Origin of the sequence: Cyanobium sp. Cruz-8D1 (genome assembly GCF_024345975.1) — a bacterium.
GTDB lineage: Bacteria > Cyanobacteriota > Cyanobacteriia > PCC-6307 > Cyanobiaceae > Cyanobium.
The window spans coordinates 116,509-133,235 of the sequence record NZ_JAGQCD010000007.1 but is presented as its reverse complement, the minus strand read 5'-3'; the positions used below and the strand labels follow the sequence as shown (position 1 = coordinate 133,235).

General features: G+C 68.4%; 15 protein-coding genes. 6 read left to right on the top strand and 9 right to left on the bottom strand.

Features of this window, described 5'->3' with window-relative positions; genetic code table 11:
- Nucleotides 1–144: 144 nt before the first annotated feature.
- Genes KBZ33_RS06755 through KBZ33_RS06735 form a run of 5 tightly spaced genes read right to left on the bottom strand, consistent with a single transcriptional unit; the run spans nt 145 to nt 6,399 of the window.
- Nucleotides 145–960, bottom strand: a complete 816-nt coding sequence (locus tag KBZ33_RS06755) for an inositol monophosphatase family protein (RefSeq protein ID WP_254951402.1) — start codon at nt 958–960, stop codon at nt 145–147.
- Complete coding sequence (locus KBZ33_RS06750; protein WP_254951404.1) at nt 957–2,351, bottom strand: BCD family MFS transporter; 1,395 nt, start codon at nt 2,349–2,351, stop codon at nt 957–959. Before KBZ33_RS06750 ends, KBZ33_RS06755 begins: the two co-directional genes overlap by 4 nt.
- Before the next feature lie 6 nt (nt 2,352–2,357).
- The gene (locus tag KBZ33_RS06745; RefSeq protein ID WP_254951406.1) at nt 2,358–4,034 is read right to left on the bottom strand and encodes a TolC family protein; all 1,677 of its coding nucleotides are present in this window, start codon (nt 4,032–4,034) and stop codon (nt 2,358–2,360) included.
- A 59-nt stretch (nt 4,035–4,093) separates the two neighbouring features.
- Nucleotides 4,094–5,470: a TIGR03279 family radical SAM protein gene (locus KBZ33_RS06740; protein ID WP_254951408.1), complete on the bottom strand. Its 1,377-nt coding sequence runs from the start codon at nt 5,468–5,470 to the stop codon at nt 4,094–4,096.
- A 56-nt stretch (nt 5,471–5,526) separates the two neighbouring features.
- Nucleotides 5,527–6,399 carry an undecaprenyl-diphosphate phosphatase gene (locus KBZ33_RS06735; protein WP_254951410.1) on the bottom strand — a complete coding sequence of 291 codons (873 nt, stop codon included), beginning with the start codon at nt 6,397–6,399 and terminating at the stop codon, nt 5,527–5,529.
- 71 nt (nt 6,400–6,470) lie between these two features.
- Here KBZ33_RS06735 and KBZ33_RS06730 point away from each other — a divergent pair, with 71 nt between their 5' ends.
- From KBZ33_RS06730 to nadB, 3 genes are all read left to right on the top strand, one after another.
- Complete coding sequence (locus KBZ33_RS06730; protein ID WP_254951412.1) at nt 6,471–7,229, top strand: DUF3120 domain-containing protein; 759 nt, start codon at nt 6,471–6,473, stop codon at nt 7,227–7,229.
- Between the two features lie 131 nt (nt 7,230–7,360).
- Entirely contained in the window at nt 7,361–7,738 is a 378-nt protein-coding gene (gene psbU / locus KBZ33_RS06725; RefSeq protein ID WP_254951414.1) for a photosystem II complex extrinsic protein PsbU, read from the top strand.
- Between the two features lie 179 nt (nt 7,739–7,917).
- Nucleotides 7,918–9,561, top strand: a complete 1,644-nt coding sequence (nadB, locus tag KBZ33_RS06720) for an L-aspartate oxidase (protein WP_254951416.1) — start codon at nt 7,918–7,920, stop codon at nt 9,559–9,561.
- 12 nt (nt 9,562–9,573) lie between these two features.
- On the opposite strand, the gene KBZ33_RS06715 is transcribed toward nadB, so the two are convergent.
- Nucleotides 9,574–10,506, bottom strand: coding sequence for a vitamin K epoxide reductase family protein (locus tag KBZ33_RS06715; RefSeq protein WP_254951624.1), 933 nt, complete (start codon nt 10,504–10,506; stop codon nt 9,574–9,576).
- A gap of 132 nt (nt 10,507–10,638) precedes the next feature.
- Between KBZ33_RS06715 and rimO the strand changes: the two genes are divergently transcribed.
- Entirely contained in the window at nt 10,639–12,033 is a 1,395-nt protein-coding gene (rimO, locus tag KBZ33_RS06710) for a 30S ribosomal protein S12 methylthiotransferase RimO (protein ID WP_254951418.1), read from the top strand.
- On the top strand, nt 12,030–13,259 hold the full coding sequence (locus tag KBZ33_RS06705; protein ID WP_254951420.1) for an MFS transporter: 1,230 nt from the start codon (nt 12,030–12,032) through the stop codon (nt 13,257–13,259). The genes rimO and KBZ33_RS06705 overlap by 4 nt, the downstream gene beginning before the upstream one ends.
- Here the strand turns inward: KBZ33_RS06705 and KBZ33_RS21785 are convergent.
- On the bottom strand, nt 13,246–13,365 hold the full coding sequence (locus KBZ33_RS21785) for a cytochrome b6-f complex subunit 6 (protein ID WP_396108091.1): 120 nt from the start codon (nt 13,363–13,365) through the stop codon (nt 13,246–13,248). The genes KBZ33_RS06705 and KBZ33_RS21785 overlap by 14 nt on opposite strands.
- A 167-nt stretch (nt 13,366–13,532) precedes the next feature.
- Here KBZ33_RS21785 and KBZ33_RS06700 point away from each other — a divergent pair, with 167 nt between their 5' ends.
- Nucleotides 13,533–15,143, top strand: a complete 1,611-nt coding sequence (locus tag KBZ33_RS06700; protein ID WP_254951422.1) for a B12-binding domain-containing radical SAM protein — start codon at nt 13,533–13,535, stop codon at nt 15,141–15,143.
- Here the strand turns inward: KBZ33_RS06700 and KBZ33_RS06695 are convergent.
- Complete coding sequence (locus tag KBZ33_RS06695; RefSeq protein ID WP_254951424.1) at nt 15,140–15,523, bottom strand: DUF4346 domain-containing protein; 384 nt, start codon at nt 15,521–15,523, stop codon at nt 15,140–15,142. The genes KBZ33_RS06700 and KBZ33_RS06695 overlap by 4 nt on opposite strands.
- Entirely contained in the window at nt 15,486–16,715 is a 1,230-nt protein-coding gene (locus tag KBZ33_RS06690) for a GNAT family N-acetyltransferase (RefSeq protein WP_254951426.1), read from the bottom strand. The genes KBZ33_RS06695 and KBZ33_RS06690 overlap by 38 nt, the downstream gene beginning before the upstream one ends.
- Nucleotides 16,716–16,727: the final 12 nt, after the last annotated feature.

The following is a 16,727-nucleotide window of genomic DNA, read 5'->3' as shown; positions in this document are numbered from 1 at the left end:
GTTCCACCCCTTCCGGGGCTCTCGCGGCACGTCGCCTCCCGGCGACTCAGAAAACTTACAGCACTGTCGGCTCACGCCTCTCAGTCTCAGTAAGTCCGCGTCCCGTTTGAGCTCTCGCTCTCTGGGGTGCAGTCCAAAATCATATCACCTGGTTGGGGGCTTGGGCGTCTCGAGGGCTTCAGCCCAGGGCATGAAGCGGTCCAATGTCTCCTGGCGGTTGGCCACCAGGACCGGAAAATTCGTCTCAGCCAGGTCCGTCCCGGCCTGCAGCCCTTGCGGACTTGGTCCAAGCCAACGCAAGGGACACCCCAGTTCCTCCAGGACCACCCAGGCCGCCGCCAGGTCCCAGATCTTCGGTGTGGCCTCCAGGGCCGCCATGGTCTGGCCCATGGCCACCGACACCAGGTTCAAGCTGGCCACGCCCAGCAGGCGAATCTTTCCAGGAAAAGGACGGTGCGGCAGCTTCTGAAGCACCCGGATCGATCGGCTGCAAAGGGAGGCACAGCCGGCATTGTGCAATTGCTGGGCCGGCGGCGGAATGGGTTTGCCGTTGCGCCAGGCGCCCAGACCCCGGATCGCCACGATGCGCTGACGCAGCGGCGGCACATCCAGGATCCCGAGCACCGGCACTCCGGCCTCGAAACGGGCCATCGAGATCGCCCAATAGGGGATGCCGGCGGCGAAGTTGGTGGTGCCATCCAGCGGATCCACCACCCAGTAAGCAGGACTCGCGGGCACCTGCTGGCGGCCTTCTTCGCTGAGGACGCCCTCTCCAGGGAACAGCTCCGCCAGCCCCTCGACCAGCGTGGCGTCGCTCCAGCGATCACAGGCGGTGATGAAGGAGCCGTCCGCCTTCAGATCCGGGTGGCTGTGGCCGAAATCGGCGCGCTGCCGCTCGGCGACCCGATCAATCAAGGTCTCCAGCCGAGGATCGAGGGGTTGTGGGGAAAGAGGCGTCATCCCAGTTCCAGCTCCAGGACCTGGCTGAGGCTGCGGGAAGTGTCCTCCCGGAACTGACGCACGTTGACGCGAGACAACAGAACCAGGGCCGCCAGGGCCACCAGCAACTCCACCCCCAGCACCAGGGCGAAGGCGCCATAGGGGCCCTCCCCAAGGGGCAGGGAGCGACCGATGTCGTACAGGCCACCGCCGAGCAGTTTGCCGATCGCCCTGGACAGGGCCTGGGCCAGACCCCAGACCCCGACGAAGGTGCCAGCAGCCTGAGGCAAGGTGAGATCGAGCATCAGGCACAGGGCGCTGTTGGTGCCGATGCCCGCCGCCAGACCGAACAGCACCATCACGGCCTGAAGGAAGGGGATCCTCGCCGTCAGGCCCGCCACGATCAGCAGCAGCAGGGACAGGGCGATCAGCTGGCAGCCCAGACGAGCCGTGGCCATCTTGCCGAGCCGGGGAACCACCCAGAGACCCGCCAGCAGCAAGCCCACCAGGGTGCCGACGCCCCAGAAGGCGTTGAGCTGGGCCGTGGCGGCGATCGGCATGGCGAAGACCTGGGCGCCATAGCTCTCCAGCACCGGATCCTGCAGGAACAGCGCGAGGGTGAACAGGATCAGGAAGGAAAAGAAGATCAGCACCTGGCGGCTGGAGGTGATCAGAGTCCAGGACTGCCTCAGGCCGATGGCATCCTCCCGCCGGGCCGTTGTCCCGTCGCTGCGCTCGCGCAGGGGCGATTCCATTCCCCAGGTGGCCACAACCGTCAGCAGCATCACCGTCGCCGCCACGATCGTCATGAAGCGGGAGAGGGTCGCCTGCAGCACCACCGGATCGCTGACCCCGTCAAGGGAGCGCAGGCTCACTCCGATGGCCACGGCGCCGATGACGATGCCGACCGTGAGCATGCACCAGATGATGCTCACCGCCCGGGGCCGCTCCTGTTCGCTGGTGCGGTCAATCACCAGGGCCAGGTAGGGGGTGGTCGCCAGGGAAATCGCCAGGCCATAGAGGGCAAACAGGCCGCAGAGGGACGCGATGCCAAGGGCGAGGCCGGGCTGGCTGCCGTCCTGCAGCAGACGTCCGACCTCGAAGATCAGGGGTACCGACAGCACCGCCAGCAGGCAGAACGCCGCCGTGCCGATCAGGACGTAGGGAACCCGATGCCGGGAGGCCAGGGGATGGGCATCGGAGATCTGGCCGAACAGCACCCGCGACGGGGCCACGAACTGCTCAAAGGCCAGGGCGCCACCCACCAGCAGTCCGGGAAAGCCCAGCTCACTGAGCATGATCCGGTTGAGCAGACCGGAAAAGATCACCGCCAGGCAGCCCAGGCATCCCTGGAAAAGACCCAGGCGCATGGTGGCGGGGAGGGTCAGGCCGGAGCGGAGGTGGGACGACAACGGGCGTCAGGACCCCGGCGGCATGGCCTCGCGCCCGATCGGGCTGCCGGCCCGGCAGGCGGGAATCAGGGGCTGGGGCTCCACCGGAATTTCCGACGAACCTGCCGCCCTCGGGCTGGTGGCCGGCAGGGACTGGCGCTGGCACAGGCCAACCTGGTCGAGGCCGGTGAAGCGCCGCAACCGGGCCAGGGCCTTGTTGTAATCAGAGATGGCCGTCGACCAGCGCACTTCGGCCTGGGTGAGGTCGCGCTGGGTGTCCACCACCTCCCGCTGGGTGGTGACGCCGGCCTGGAAGCGCAGGCGGGCCAGCCGCAGGGATTCCCTCGTGGAGATCACCTCGCGGGAGGTGGTGGTGATATTGCGGTTGTTCTTCTCCAGCTCGTAGAAGTTGGTTTCCACCTCCTGGCGGATGGCGTCGCGCTGCTGGGCGAACTGATAGGTGCTCTGCTGGGCCACCTGCTTCTGGCGGCGGTAGTTGGCCCGGGCGGCACCGCCGTCGAACAAGGTCCAATTGAGGTTCAGACCCACCGTGTTCTCGACCGACCAACCCTCGTTGCCGAAGTTGACCCCGGGGGTATTGAGGTTGGCGAACTGAACCCCCCTGGTGCGACCACCGGTAAGGCCGTAGGCGATGTTCAGAAACGGCTGGACCCGGCCCAGGGCGGTGTTTGCCTCGCTGTTGGCGATGGAGATGTTGAGCAGGACATTGTCGAGCTCCTCGCGGAAGGCATAGGCAGCAACGATGCTCTCCTGCAGCGAGGGCAGCCAGGAGCCCACCACCCGGGAAGGCTCCTTGGAGGTGGGCGTCACGTCCTGGGGCAGATCGAGCAGGGCAGCCAGGGCGCGGCGGGCGATGGCCTGGTCGGCCAGACCCTGGGTGAGGACCTGCTGATCGCGGGCCAGCTGGGTTTCCGCCTCCAGCACCTCCAGCTTGGTGGCCACACCGGCCTGAAAACGGGCCTTGGCATCCCGCAGGCTCACCAGGGACGAGCGCACCGATTCCTGGCCGATGCGGACGGTTTCGTCGGAGACCTGGAGGTTGAAAAAGGCCTCCGCCGCCTCCAGGCGCCGGGCCCGAAGGCCGATCAGGTACTGGTTCTTGGCCTGCTCGAACCTGTCGCGGGCTGCGGCGATCTGCGGCGTGCGGGTGGGATTGATCAGGCCCCAGCTGGCCTGGATCACCGCCGACATCCGCCAGATGCTGGTGATCGTGTTGCCGGGCTGCTGGCCGGTGCCCGTGAATGCACTGCTGAACTGCTCCCCACCGGTGTAGGTGGGCAGGCTGCTGGCGTTGAGCTGGATCGTGGGGTACCAGAGGGCGATCTGGGCGCGCAGGGCCGACTGGGCCTGCTCCACCTGGCTGGCGATCGCCTTGAGCTCGGGGTTATTGACTTCGACCAGGGTTTCCACATCGGCCAAGCCGAGGGGGCGCAGTTCACGGATGCGGACCTGGGCCGGCTTCACCGGCAGGGCCAGGGGATTGGGAGCCCGAAGATCCTGCAGGGCGGGGGGCAACTCCTTGGCGGCGGGAGCCAGCACGTTGGGGTTGGACTTCGGCCGGGGTCCCTTGACCTCCGGCGCCAGGGGCAGCGGCTCAACAGCCGGAACCGCCTGGCTTACAGGGGCGGAAGCCGGCTGGGCCCCTGCCGGCAACATCTGCAAGCCGACCGACGGAAGCACCACCAGTGCCGCGAGCAGGAGTGGTTGGGGCCTCACGTTGAACCGTTCGCTTCCGCCCGAGCTTAAGCATCTCCCCGTGGGGTGCCGAGGCAGGCGGCCACCAGATCGTCCGCACCCCCCAGCAACCGGACCGGCACGGGCAGGCGGAGGCGCAGCTCCGCCAGCGTGGTGTCGTCGAGAAACACCTCCTCCCCCTCCCGCAGCATCACCCTGGGCAGCAGCAGTTCCTCACCCAGGTCATGGCCGCCGAGCCCCTCGATCAGGTCGGAGCCCGTGAGCAGCCCGGTGACCACCTGCTCCTGGCCCCAGTAGGGACTGGGCAGGCCGTGGAGCAGCAGCTCCAACCCCTCAACGCTGTTCAAGCGCTCCACCACCGGTTGCAGCGCCTCCGCCACCAGCCGTCCCACCACCCAGCTGCAGCGACGGCCGGTGGCGATCCGGCTCGGCAGCTCCAGGGTGGCTTCCTCCAGATCCTCGAGGAAGGCGCGGATGCTGCCGACGCCGTTCTCCTGCTGGGGCAGGTCCTCGTAGCTGGCCCGGGGAGGCAGGGGCTGGCCGGCGATCAGGAACCACTCATCGGAGAGCCAGGCGAAGCGGCTGCCGCTGCTGGCCTGGAAGATCCGCTGCAGACGCTCCACCCGAGCGATCACCTCCAGGGCCCCATCGCGATCGACCGGTCGCAGCGCATCGCCATCCGGCCGGAAGCGGGTCAGACCCACCGGCACCACCGCGGTGGACAGCACCGCCGGCCAGGGTCCGGTGGCGAAGCGCGCCAGGTCGGTGAGGGTGCGCTCCAGGGCCTCCCCGTCGTTCAGCCCCGGACACACCACCACCTGGGCGTGGATCTGCAGGCGCCGCTCGGCGAACCAGGCCAGCTGCTGCAGCAGCAGGCCGGCCCGCGGATTGACCAGCAGGCGGCTGCGCAGCTCCGGGTCGGTGGCATGGACCGACACGAACAGGGGGGAGAGGCGCTGCTCTTCAATCCGGCTCCAGTCGGCCGGCGTCAGGTTGGTGAGGGTGAGGTAGGAGCCGTAGAGAAAGCTGAGCCGGTAGTCGTCGTCCTTGAGGTAGAGACTGCCGCGGCGCCCCGGCGGTTGCTGGTCGATGAAGCAGAAGGGGCAGTGGTTGTTGCACTGGCGCAGGCCATCGAACAGGGCTTCGCTGAAGCCCAGCCCCAGCCCCTCGTCCAGGTCCTTCTCCAGCTCCACCACATGCAGGCTGCCATCGGGGTCTTCCACCTCCAGCACCAGCTCCTCCTCCCCCTGGAGCACCTGAACGTCGATCAAGTCCCTCGGCCGTATCCCGTTGATGCTTCGCAGGCGATCACCCGGCTGAAAGCCGAGCTCCTCGGCGATCGATCCCGGCTCCACCGTGGCCACCAGCGCCGGCCGGGGTTGGTTGACAGGCCCGGCAAGGGCAGAGGAAGGCTCCTTCCACACGGGCGATGACGGCGAGGACGACAGAACTGTGGCTCCAGTGTGGCGGCCCCGCCCGCTCAGGGGGTGACCCCCTCCAGGCCCCGGAACCCCAGCAGGATCACCAGACCGAACAGCAGCCGATAGATCACGAAGATCCAGGTGCTGTTCTGCTGCAGGAAGCGGAGCAGCCAGGCGATCGCCAGCCAGGAGACCACCGCCGCTGCGGCGATGCCCACCAGCATCGGAATCACACCGCCGGTGGCCACCGAACCGACGGCCGTCTTGAGCTCCACCAGCCCCGCCAGGGTGATGGCGGGGATTCCGAGCAGAAACGAAAAGCGCGCGGCGTCGGCCCGCTGCCAGCCATCGAACAGGGAGGCCGTCAGGGTGCTGCCCGAGCGCGACACCCCAGGGATCAGAGCCAGGGTCTGGGCCAGGCCGACCAGCAGGCCGTCGCGGGGGGTGACGGCCTCAAGCAGGCGACGGCGACGGCCCACCAGTTCGGCCACCGCCAGCAGCAGCGCCATCACGATCGAGACGATGGCGATCGACGTCAGGCTGCGCAGGGGGGAGGTCTCGTAGCCGGGCAGCAGCAGCTTGATGGCCAGACCCGCCAGCAGGATCGGCACCGTCCCGATGGCGATGGCGACACCCAGCCGCGCCGGCGGATCGTTCCACTGGCCATGGCGGAAGGCGCGAGCCACACCGGCGCCCACCTCAGCGAGGTCCTTGCGGAAATAGCCGAGCACGGCGGCGATGCTGCCCAGCTGGATCACGGCTGTAAACGCCACTCCGGGATCTCCCCAGCCCAGGAACACCGGGACCACCTTGAGGTGGGCCGTGCTGCTGATCGGCAGGAACTCCGTCAACCCCTGAACGATCCCCAGAACGAGGGCGTGCCAGCAGGCCTCGGCCAGGGGCAAGGAGGCGGCCGTCGCGACCAGCGGCATGGGGGGAGCCGATACTGCGGCTGACCCTATGGCCGGACGGGCCACGGAAGCACCCACCCCGCCCCTTAAGGTTGGTCAAGTTTCTTCACAACCAGGTGATCGGGGTCCCACCCACCCTTGCGACTCGCCCCACGGCCCTGCCGGGTCTTCCGATCGCTCCTGCCTCGGCAGCCATCCCGGCCGCCGCCGTGCTGCCGCTGACGGCTGCCCTGCTGGTCACCGTGCCGGTGTTCCTGCAGGCCCCCTGGGTGCGCTCCGCGCCGATGGCGGCGGCCCTGTTCACCCTCCCCCTGATGGCCCTGGCCCTGCTGCTGGAGCGCCGGGGCCAGGGGCAGTGGCAGCAACTGGGCGTGCTCCTGGTGGGCTTCTGCGGCAGCTGGCTGGGCGGCTGCCTGTTCTGGGGCTGGTTCCGGCTCCACCCCGTGATGCATCTGCCGATCGAAGCCTTCGCCCTGCCCCTGGCATTGGCTGGCCTCGGAGGCCGCTGGCGGCTGGCGGGCGCCTTTTACCTGAGCTCCCTGCTCGGCACCGCCAGCACTGACGGGGTGATCGCGGCTGCCGGCATCATGGACCTCTGGCCCCAGGTGCTCAACGCTCCCCTGGCCGAGGCGCCGCTGCTGCTGCAGGGGGCCGCCATCGAGGTGCTGCAGCCCTGGCCTTTGGCCTTGATCGGCCTGACGGCGAGCCTGCTGGTGCTGATCTGCCGGCGCTTCTGGCTCCTGGGCGGGCCCTGGCGGGTCGCCGCCGCGGCCCTGGGCACCACCCTGGCCGTCGACACCCTGTTTCTGGGCGCGGCCCTGGTGGCCCCCCACCTGAGCGGCCTGATCTGAAGATCTGCAAAAGCAAGGCCGCCTGCCGAGAGAGACCACGGGGCTTTCTGTAACGTTGCACGGGTGGTCTGCGGATCACCGCCCTGTCCCTGCCAGGGTCCCCTGGTTCTATCCCTAAAAGGAGTGTCGTGATGAAGCGGCTGCTTGCCTGGTTGATGAGTGGTGTGGTCCTGGCTGGTCTGCTCGTTACCCTGCTTCTGCCCGGTGCCGCCCTCGCTGCGGAGCGCCGCAACGAGATCGACGACAAGATTGCCGAGAGCGGCGGCAAGGTGGATCTCAACAACGCCTCGGTCCGCCGTTTCCAGCAATACCCCGGCATGTATCCGACCCTGGCCGGCAAGATCGTCCTCGGTGGTCCCTACGAGAACGTCGACGACGTGCTGGAGCTGGAGCTGACGGACCGCCAGCGGGAGCTCTTCAACAAGTACAAAGACAACTTCACCGTGACCCCGCCCGCGATTGCCCTCAACGAAGGCTTCGATCGCATCAATGACGGCGTCTATCGCTGAGCCTGCGGATCTGGGGCCGGGCCCCTGCCGCCCCAGCTCAATCCATCGTCTGCGAACCGTCGTCAATACGACGGTTTTTTTGTTGGCGGCAGGACGGCCGCCGCCCGTCCCATAGGCTCTCCACCACAAAGCAGGGTGTAAAGGGGTGAAGCAGCCGCTTGGATGAGCCGGATCCGCGCATGGCCCCCCACTGGGACGTGGTGGTAGTGGGCAGTGGCGCCGCAGGACTGATGACCTGCCTGGAGTTGCCCCCCCACCTGCGGGTGCTGCTGCTGAGCAAATCCAGCAGCCCCCCCTCCGCCAGCCGCTGGGCCCAGGGCGGCATCGCCGCCGTCACCGGAGCCGAGGACAGCTTCGCCAGCCATGTCGCCGACACGCTCAAGGCCGGTGCCGGCCTGTGCGATCCGGAGGCGGTGGAGGTGCTGGTGCGGGAGGCACCAGCCTGTGTCGAGCGGCTCGTGCAACTGGGCATGGCCTTCGACCGCACCCCTCAGGGTCTGAGCACCACCCTCGAAGCCGCCCACAGCCACCGCCGGGTGCTGCATGCCCAGGACCGCACTGGCGGCGCCCTGGTGGATGCCCTGGAGCGGGAAGTGCGGCGCCGGCCGGGGCTAGAGCAACGCAAGGGAATCCCCGCCCTGCAACTGTGGGTGGAGGACGGCCGCTGCGTCGGGCTGCAGGTGCTCGAGGGGAATTACCTGCGCTGGCTGCGGGCCGGTGCGGTGGTGCTGGCCAGTGGTGGCGGCGGCCATCTGTTTGCCCACACCACCAACCCGACCCAGGCCAGCGGCGATGGCGTGGCCATGGCCTGGAGCGCCGGCGCCAGGGTGCGGGACCTGGAGTTCGTGCAGTTCCACCCCACGGCGCTGATGCTGCCGGACGCCCCCCATTTCCTGATCAGCGAAGCCGTGCGCGGCGAAGGGGCGCGACTCTTCGACGACGGCGGCCATTCTCCGGTGGCACAGCTGGAGGGGGGCGATCTGGCCCCCCGTGACCAGGTGAGCCGCGCCCTGGCTCGCTGCATGGCGGAGCAGGGGGTGACCCATCTCTGGCTCGACCTGCGGCCGGTGGGCCGCGAACGGCTGGAACGCCAGTTCCCGACCATCCTGCGCCGCTGCCGAGAGCTGGGGCTTTCGCCCTGCGACGCCCCGATTCCCGTCGCCCCGGCCGCCCACTACTGGATGGGGGGCGTCGGCACCGACCTGGAGGCCGCCACCAGCCTGAGCGGCCTCTACGCGGTGGGGGAGGTGGCCAGCACCGGGGTGCACGGGGCCAACCGCCTGGCCAGCAACTCGCTGATGGAATGCCTGGTCTTCGCCCGCCGGCTGCGCCATCTGCGACCCCAGCCCCTGCCGCCTGCGCCGCGGGGCACGCCCATCGCGGCCCCGCAGCTGAACCGGGCTGAGGTTCTGTCGAGCCCCGATGAGGCCAGCCTGATCGCGGCGATCGGCGACCTGCGCCGGCTGTGCTGGCAGGTGGCCGGGGTGGAGCGGCGCGGGGTGGATCTCATCGGTGCCCTGGGCCGGGTCCGCAGCCAACGCTCCGGCCACGAACGGTCTCCCCTGCTGCGCCGGGCCCACGACCTGCCGCCCGGCCAGGAACTGCAGCTGACGCCCGACCAGAGCCACCGCCTGCTGCTGCTTCAGGATCTGCGCCAGCGGCTGGTGCTGGCGGAACTGCTGATGGAGGCCGCCGCCTTCCGGGGGGAGAGCCGGGGCGGCCATTACCGCACCGATGCCCCTGCCCCCCAGCTGTTCTGGCGTCGTCACACGATGCAGCGACGGGGCCGATCCCCCTTCACCGGTCCGGTGGGCCAGAGCTGAGGGGAGCGCGCCTCAGTTGGCGGGGGCTGCGGGGTCCCTGTAGCCGCTCAAGGCGGCGAGCTGGGCGAGGGTCTTCTGGCCGGAATCCAGCTGGCCCTTGATTTCCCAGGTGGGGAAGCCCTGGATGTTCTTGCTGGCGCAGAGCGCCGCCTGGTTGTCGCGGCCATCGGGCGCGCACTCGATGATCTTGAGCTTGGCCGTGGCCTCCTTGCCGAAGAGCTCCTTCTGGTCGTGGCAATGGGGGCACCAGTAGGCCGAATACATGGCGGCGCCGGTGCTGGTGAGGTGCTCGGCGAGGGCCAGGGTGGCCGGGGTGCTGGCAGCGACCACCGGCCGGGCCATGCCGGGGCCGGTGGTGGCCTCGGGGCGGTTGAGGGAGGTGGCCCAGCCGAGGCCGATCAGACCAACGGCCAGGACGGTGAGGACACCGCGGAAGAGCAAGGCGCCGGTGTCCTCCCACTCTCCGCCGATCAGGCTCAGCACGAACAACGACAGACTGATGACGGCCGACATCAGACAGAAGGTGCAGAAGGCCTTGATCTGAAAGGCCATCACCCCCACCAGCACCAGGCTGAAGATCGCCATGCCGGCGCTGAGCAGGAACAGGCCCCACCAGCTGAGTCCATTGACGCTGGTGCGGGCCTCGCCCTTCAGCACCAGCGGCAGCAACGCCATCACCAGCACCGAGCCATAGGCCAGGAAGCCGAACAGGGAGAGGGGCTGGCCGAAGACACTCCCCCAGGGGCTGTTGAGCACCTTGTCGCAGCCCTCGGCGCCGCCGGGGCAACTGAGGTTGCCGATCACGCCCCAGCGGTTCAGGGTGATCGCAGCGGTGTCGATCACACCGATCGTGGCCAGCACGGCCATCACCACCCGCGCCCAGCGGCGACCCGGCTCGGGTCGGCGGCGATTGGTGAGGCGGCTGGCGAGGCGGGTGGAAGTCACAGGCACGGACGAGTCGTGGGGCGATTCTCGCAGCCGCGGGGGCTTGCATAGGGTGGAGATCGGCGTTGGCGCCCACTCTCTTGATGCCGGCAAGCCGGACCGTCCCCCCCCCCCCCTTTCACCCGCAACAGCATGTCTCCCCAGCCCAGCCAAGAACGGCCCACCGTGGCCTTCACCCACCTGGGTTGTGAGAAGAACCGGGTGGACACGGAGCACATGCTCGGCCTGCTGGCGGAGGCCGGCTACGGCGTCAGCGCCGACGAAAGCGAGGCACGGGTGGTGGTGGTCAACACCTGCAGCTTCATCCAGGACGCCCGCGCCGAATCGGTGCGCACCCTGGTGGAACTGGCCGAACAGGGCAAGGAACTGATCATCGCCGGCTGCCTGGCCCAGCATTTTCAGCAGGAGCTGCTGGACTCCCTGCCGGAGGCGCGGGCGATCGTCGGCACCGGCGACTACCAGCACATCGTGGAGGTGCTGGAGCGGGTTGAGGCCGGGGAGCGGGTCAACAGGGTCAGCGCGGTGCCCACCTTCGTGGGCGACGAACACCTGCCCCGCTACCGCACCACCTCCGAGGCGGTGGCCTACCTCAAGGTGGCCGAAGGCTGCGACTACCGCTGCGCCTTCTGCATCATCCCCAGGCTGCGGGGCGACCAGCGCTCCCGCCCGATCGAATCGATCGTGGCCGAAGCCCACCAGCTGGCCGCCCAGGGCGTGAAGGAGCTGATCCTGATCAGCCAGATCACCACCAATTACGGGCTGGATCTCTATGGCAAACCGCGGCTTGACGACCTGCTGCGGGCCCTCGGGGAGGTGGAGATTCCCTGGATCCGGGTCCACTACGCCTATCCCACCGGCCTCACCGACACCGTGCTCGCCGCCTACCGGGACGTTCCCAACGTGCTGCCCTACCTGGACCTGCCCCTGCAGCACAGCCACCCGGAGGTGCTGCGGGCCATGAACCGTCCCTGGCAGACCGGGGTCAACGGCGCCCTGCTGCAGCGCATCCGCGAGCAACTGCCGGACGCCGTGCTGCGCACCACCTTCATCGTCGGCTTCCCCGGTGAGACCGAGGCCCATTTTGAGCATCTGCTGGCGTTCGTGGCCGAGCAGCGTTTCGATCACGTCGGCGTGTTCAGCTTCTCCCCCGAGGACGGCACCGCCGCCGCCGAGCTCGACGATCCGGTGCCGCCTGAGATCGCCAGTGAGCGGCGGGACCGGCTGATGGCCCTGCAGCAACCGATCGCCGCCGCTCGCAACGCCGCCTGGGTGGGCCGCATCGTGGACGTGCTGATTGAGCAGGAGAACCCCACCACTGGCGAGATGCTGGGCCGTTGCGCCCGCTTCGCCCCTGAGGTGGACGGCGAGGTGCATGTCAGTCCTGGTGAGGGCGGACTCTGCGCAGCGCCGGGGACGATGGTGCCGGTGCGGATCACCGCGGCCGACACCTACGACCTGCGCGGCGAGGTGGTGGGGGCCGGCGCCATGGTGCGTGAGGCCCAGGCCACAACGCGGAGCGGGGCTTGAGCCCCAGCCCCGGAGCCGGCTGGCTGCAACGGCACCAGCGCCCCCTCTTCCTCGTCGCCTCCGGCCTGAGCACCTCCGGATCCTTTGCCGGGCTGACGGCCAAGGGCTGGATCCTGATGGCCGGCACCGGCAATCCGCTGTTGCTGGCCCTGCATTTCGCCGCCCTGGCCCTGCCCAGCCTCCTGGTCAGCGGCCGGGCGGGGGTGCTCACGGATCGGCTGGGCTGCGAAACCATGCTGATCCGCTCCCAGTGGGGTCTGTTCGGCGGGGCCACCCTGGGGGCCCTGGCCATTCCCTTGCTGCAGGGAACGGGGCAGGTGGTCCTGCTGCTTCTGAGCACGCTGGTGGTGGGCGTCTCCAGCTCCTTTGAGCTCACAGCCCGCAGCAAGTACTGCTCCCTGCTGGTGGAACGGCCGGAGCAGGTGGCGCCCTATCTGGCCAGCTTCTCAGTCGTGTTCAATGTCGGCAAGCTGGTGGGCCCTCCCCTGGGGGGCTGGCTCGTGGCCCTCTCCGGGCCCGCCATGGCCCTGGCGATCGATGCGGCAACTTATCTGGTGCCGATCGCCACCGTGATCTGGCTGCTGCGGCCCCACCGGGAGCTGGAGCAGCGCAGCGCCGGGGGGGAAGGGGCCAGCCTCGGGGCCGCCTGGCGGGAGTGCGGTTCGACCCTGCGCCATGTGCTGCGCTTCACCACCGTGGCCTGCCTGGTGGGCTTCTTCCATCCGGGCCTGGCCCCCCTGATCGCCGCCGAAGTGATTGGCCCCTCGCCGCAGGACCTCGGCCTGTTCACCAGCGTGCTGGCGGCCGGCAGCATCGCCGGCGGGGTGGTGCTGCAGCGCAACAGCGCCGCCCTCAGCCAACGACCGGTGCTGCTGCTGGGGGGTTGCGCCGTGGTGGTGTCCCTGGCTCAGCTGGGGATGGCCACGGCCAATGGCGGCCCGACGGCCCTGGCGATGGCGCTGTTGATCGGCGCCGGTACGGCCGGCCTGCTGGCCGGTTCCAGCCTGATCCTCCAGGTGGGGGCACCCATGGCCCTGCGCGGCCGCATGGCCGGCCTGGGGCAGATTGCCTTCCTGGGCGGGGGCGGGGTGAGTGGCCTGGTGGCCGCCGCGTTGACGGTGACCATGGGACTCCAGGCCACCTTCGCCCTGCTCGGCGGCCTGGGGCTGGTGGTGGGCGTGCTGGAACTCGGGCGGAACGGAGCGCTCAGGCTCAGATCAGCCTGACGCCCTTGAGCACGACGGTGGCCAGGAAGGCGGCGGTGAGCCCGCCACCGACGAGCGCCAGATAAATCACCACACCCACGGCCGCTGCTGCGAGGAACCAGTTCATTACAGCAGAGGATCCGCCCCCTCCCACCCCCACGGCCTGGCAGGAGGCGGTAGAACGACCAGATATTTCCCGAAACCTCCTAAGGTTGCGACGCAGCGGAACCTGCTCAAGACACCCTTTCCGCCGCCGCGCAATCGCCCACGGCCCCTCCACAACTCACCTGCAGCATGCGCACCCTTTTCATCTATCCCGAATTCCCGAAGACGTTCTGGAGCTACGAAAAGATTCTCGAGCTGGTGAACCGGAAGGTGCTCCTACCGCCGCTCGGAATGGTCACCGTGGCCGCCCTGCTGCCCCAGACTTGGGAGATGAAGCTGGTGGATCGCAACGTCCGGGAGGTAACCGAAGCGGAGTGGAACTGGGCGGAACTGGTGGTGATCTCCGGGATGATCGTTCAGAAGGCCGACATGGCCGCCCAGATCGCCAGGGCCAAGCAGCGGGGTCTGCCGGTGGCGGTGGGCGGCCCCTTCGCCAGCTCCACCCCAGACGCGCCTGAACTTAAGTTGGCCGACTTCAAGGTGCTCGACGAGGGGGAAATCACCCTGCCAATGTTCATCGAGGCCATTGAACGCGGCGATCGTCAGGGCCGATTCAGTGCCGATGGGGAAAAGCCGGACGTCACCGGCACCCCCATCCCCCGCTTCGACCTGCTCGAGCTGGACGCCTACGACTCCATGTCGGTGCAGTTCTCTAGGGGCTGCCCGTTCCAGTGCGAATTCTGCGACATCATTGTGTTGTACGGCCGCAAACCCCGCACCAAGGCTCCTGATCAGCTGGTGGCCGAACTCCAGTACCTGTACGACCTCGGCTGGCGCCGCTCCATCTTCCTGGTGGACGACAACTTCATCGGCAACAAGCGCAACGCCAAGTTGCTGCTGCCCGAGATCAAGCGCTGGCAGGTTGCCCACGGCTACCCCTTCAGCTTTGCCACCGAAGCCTCGGTGGATCTCGCCGCCGACGAGGACATGATGCAGATGATGGCGGAGGCCCGCTTTGACAGCGTCTTCCTCGGTATCGAGACGCCCGATGAGGCCAGCCTTGCGACCGCCGGCAAACTGCAGAACACCCGCAGTTCGCTGGAGGAATCTGTTGACCGGATTACCTCCTACGGCATCCGCGTCATGGCGGGATTCATCATCGGCTTCGATGGCGAGAAGCAGGGCGCCGGCGATCGGATCGTGGAATTCGTCAGTCGCACCGGCATCCCCGCCGCAATGATGGGCATGCTGCAGGCCCTGCCCAACACGGGCCTCTGGCATCGGCTGGAAAAAGAGGGCCGTCTGGTGCAGGAGAAAACCGACGCCAAAGGCGTCAACCAGACCAACCTGCTCAACTTCGTGCCCACCCGGCCGATCCGTCAGATCGCCAATGAGTACGTGGATGCCTTCTGCCGCCTCTACGAACCCAACGCCTACATCGACCGGGTCACGCATTATTACCTGAAGATGGGCCAGCCCCGCTGGCAGCAGTTCGTGCCTGCGGCGGCCTTCGGCAAGGCCAGCCTGCCCAGCTGGACCGATGTCCGCGCCCTCTTGATCGTGATCTGGCGTCAGGGCCTGAAGCGTGACACCCGTGGCCGTTTCTGGCGTTCCCTGCTGACCATCGCCCGCCGCAACCCCAACAACCTGGAGCAGTTCCTGGTGACCCTTGCCCACAACGAGCACTTCCAGGAGTACCGGGGCGTGGTGACCCGCGAAATCGAGGACCAGCTCGCCGCCCTGCCCCCGGAACCACCCGAAGGCTCCCGCGAAACCAGCCGCGAACTTCAGCCTGCCTAGTCCTGTTCATAGGGCAAGCCCTGCACGAGGCAGAACTCGGCCTTCTGGAGCTCCCGACCCAGGTAGAGGGCATGGTCCAGCCTCGACAGGGGATGGGGGCCCTCTGCCTCGGTGAGGGCGATGCCGAGTTCCTTGGCGGTGCGGCCCCGGTAGATGGCCATGGGCACGCGGGGATCGCTGCCCCGACAGCTGATCACCTCGCCGGTGTCGGGGTCGGTGGCCAAGCCCCGCTCATCGATGCCGTTGGCGTAGTGCTCGGCCACCAGCTCGCCGGCGGCGGCATCCACTGTGATCAGGAAATAGCCCGAGGGGTCGAGGGCGATGAAACGCTGCGAGAGCGCCTCATCCAGGTTCAGGCGTGGGTACGGGTCGCGGTGCATGGGGGGGATCGTAGGCAGCGGTGAAAGGGAGTTCGGCGTTCATCGCCGCGATCGCCTGGTGCATCTCCTGGTTGGCGCCCGGCAGCCAGTCCCGCAGGATGGCGTCGAAGCGGGGGTCGTACCAGCGGTGCAGGCTGGCCCGGGGCTGGGCCACGAAGCCACGGCGCCGTTTGTGGTTGCCGCCGGCCCCGGGATCGAAGCTCTCCAGCCCCCGCTCGATGGCCCAGGCGATCGGGGCGTAGTAGCAGACTTCGAAGTGCAGGTTGTCGAGTTCGATGTCACTGCCCCAGTAGCGGCCCCAGAGGCCGGTGGCATCGTGCACACAGAGCGACATCGCCAGGGGCTGCATCGGCTCGCCCCGATGGGCACTGAACAGCACCAGGTGCTGGCGCAGGTCGGTGGCGGCCGCTTGGAAGAAGGACTCCGTGAGGTACTTGCTGCCCCAGGGTCCCCAGCGGCTGCAGTGCTGTTCGTAGAACCCGTGCATCCGCTCCAGCAGCGGCGGTGGGATGTCTTCTCCAGCCAGGGGCGTGACGGTCAGGCCCGCCTCCGCCACCGAGCGGCGTTCGCGGCGGATGTTGCGCCGCTGGTTGGCATTGAAGCTGGCCAGATAGGCCTCGAAATCCCCATGGCCCGGATTGCGCCATTCGCTCTGCTGGTTGATCCAAAGCGCGCAGCCGGCGGCCTCCGCCAGGGGCTGCCAGGCCGGATCCACATAGAGAAAATTGCAGCTGAGAATGCGCTGCCGGCGGCAGAACGTGTCGATCTCCGCCAGCATCAACGCGGTCAGGGCGGCGGCGTCTTCCCCGGGCGCCACATGGAAGCGGTAGCCCTGCACCGGACTCACCGGACTCATGCCGACGAGCTTAGGGTAATAGCGCAGGCCCAGCTGACCGGCCAGCTGGGCGAAGGATTGGTCGAAGACAAACTCCCCGTAGCTGTGGCCCTTCAGATACAGGGGCGCCAGGGCCACCAGCCGCCCCTGACGCCAGAGCCCCAGATGGCAGGGCTGCCAGCCCTGGCGGGGCACAATGCTGCCGCTGGCCTCCAGGTGGTGCAACCAGCGCCAGCCATAGAACGGGCGATCCACGGCCGCTCCCAGCGGCCCACCGTCGCCCCCCACCAAGGCCTGCCACTGGTCTTCAGGGATGTCCTGCGTTGCCTTGTGCCAGCAAACTTGCAGCTCGGCCATGGCCGGTGGCGA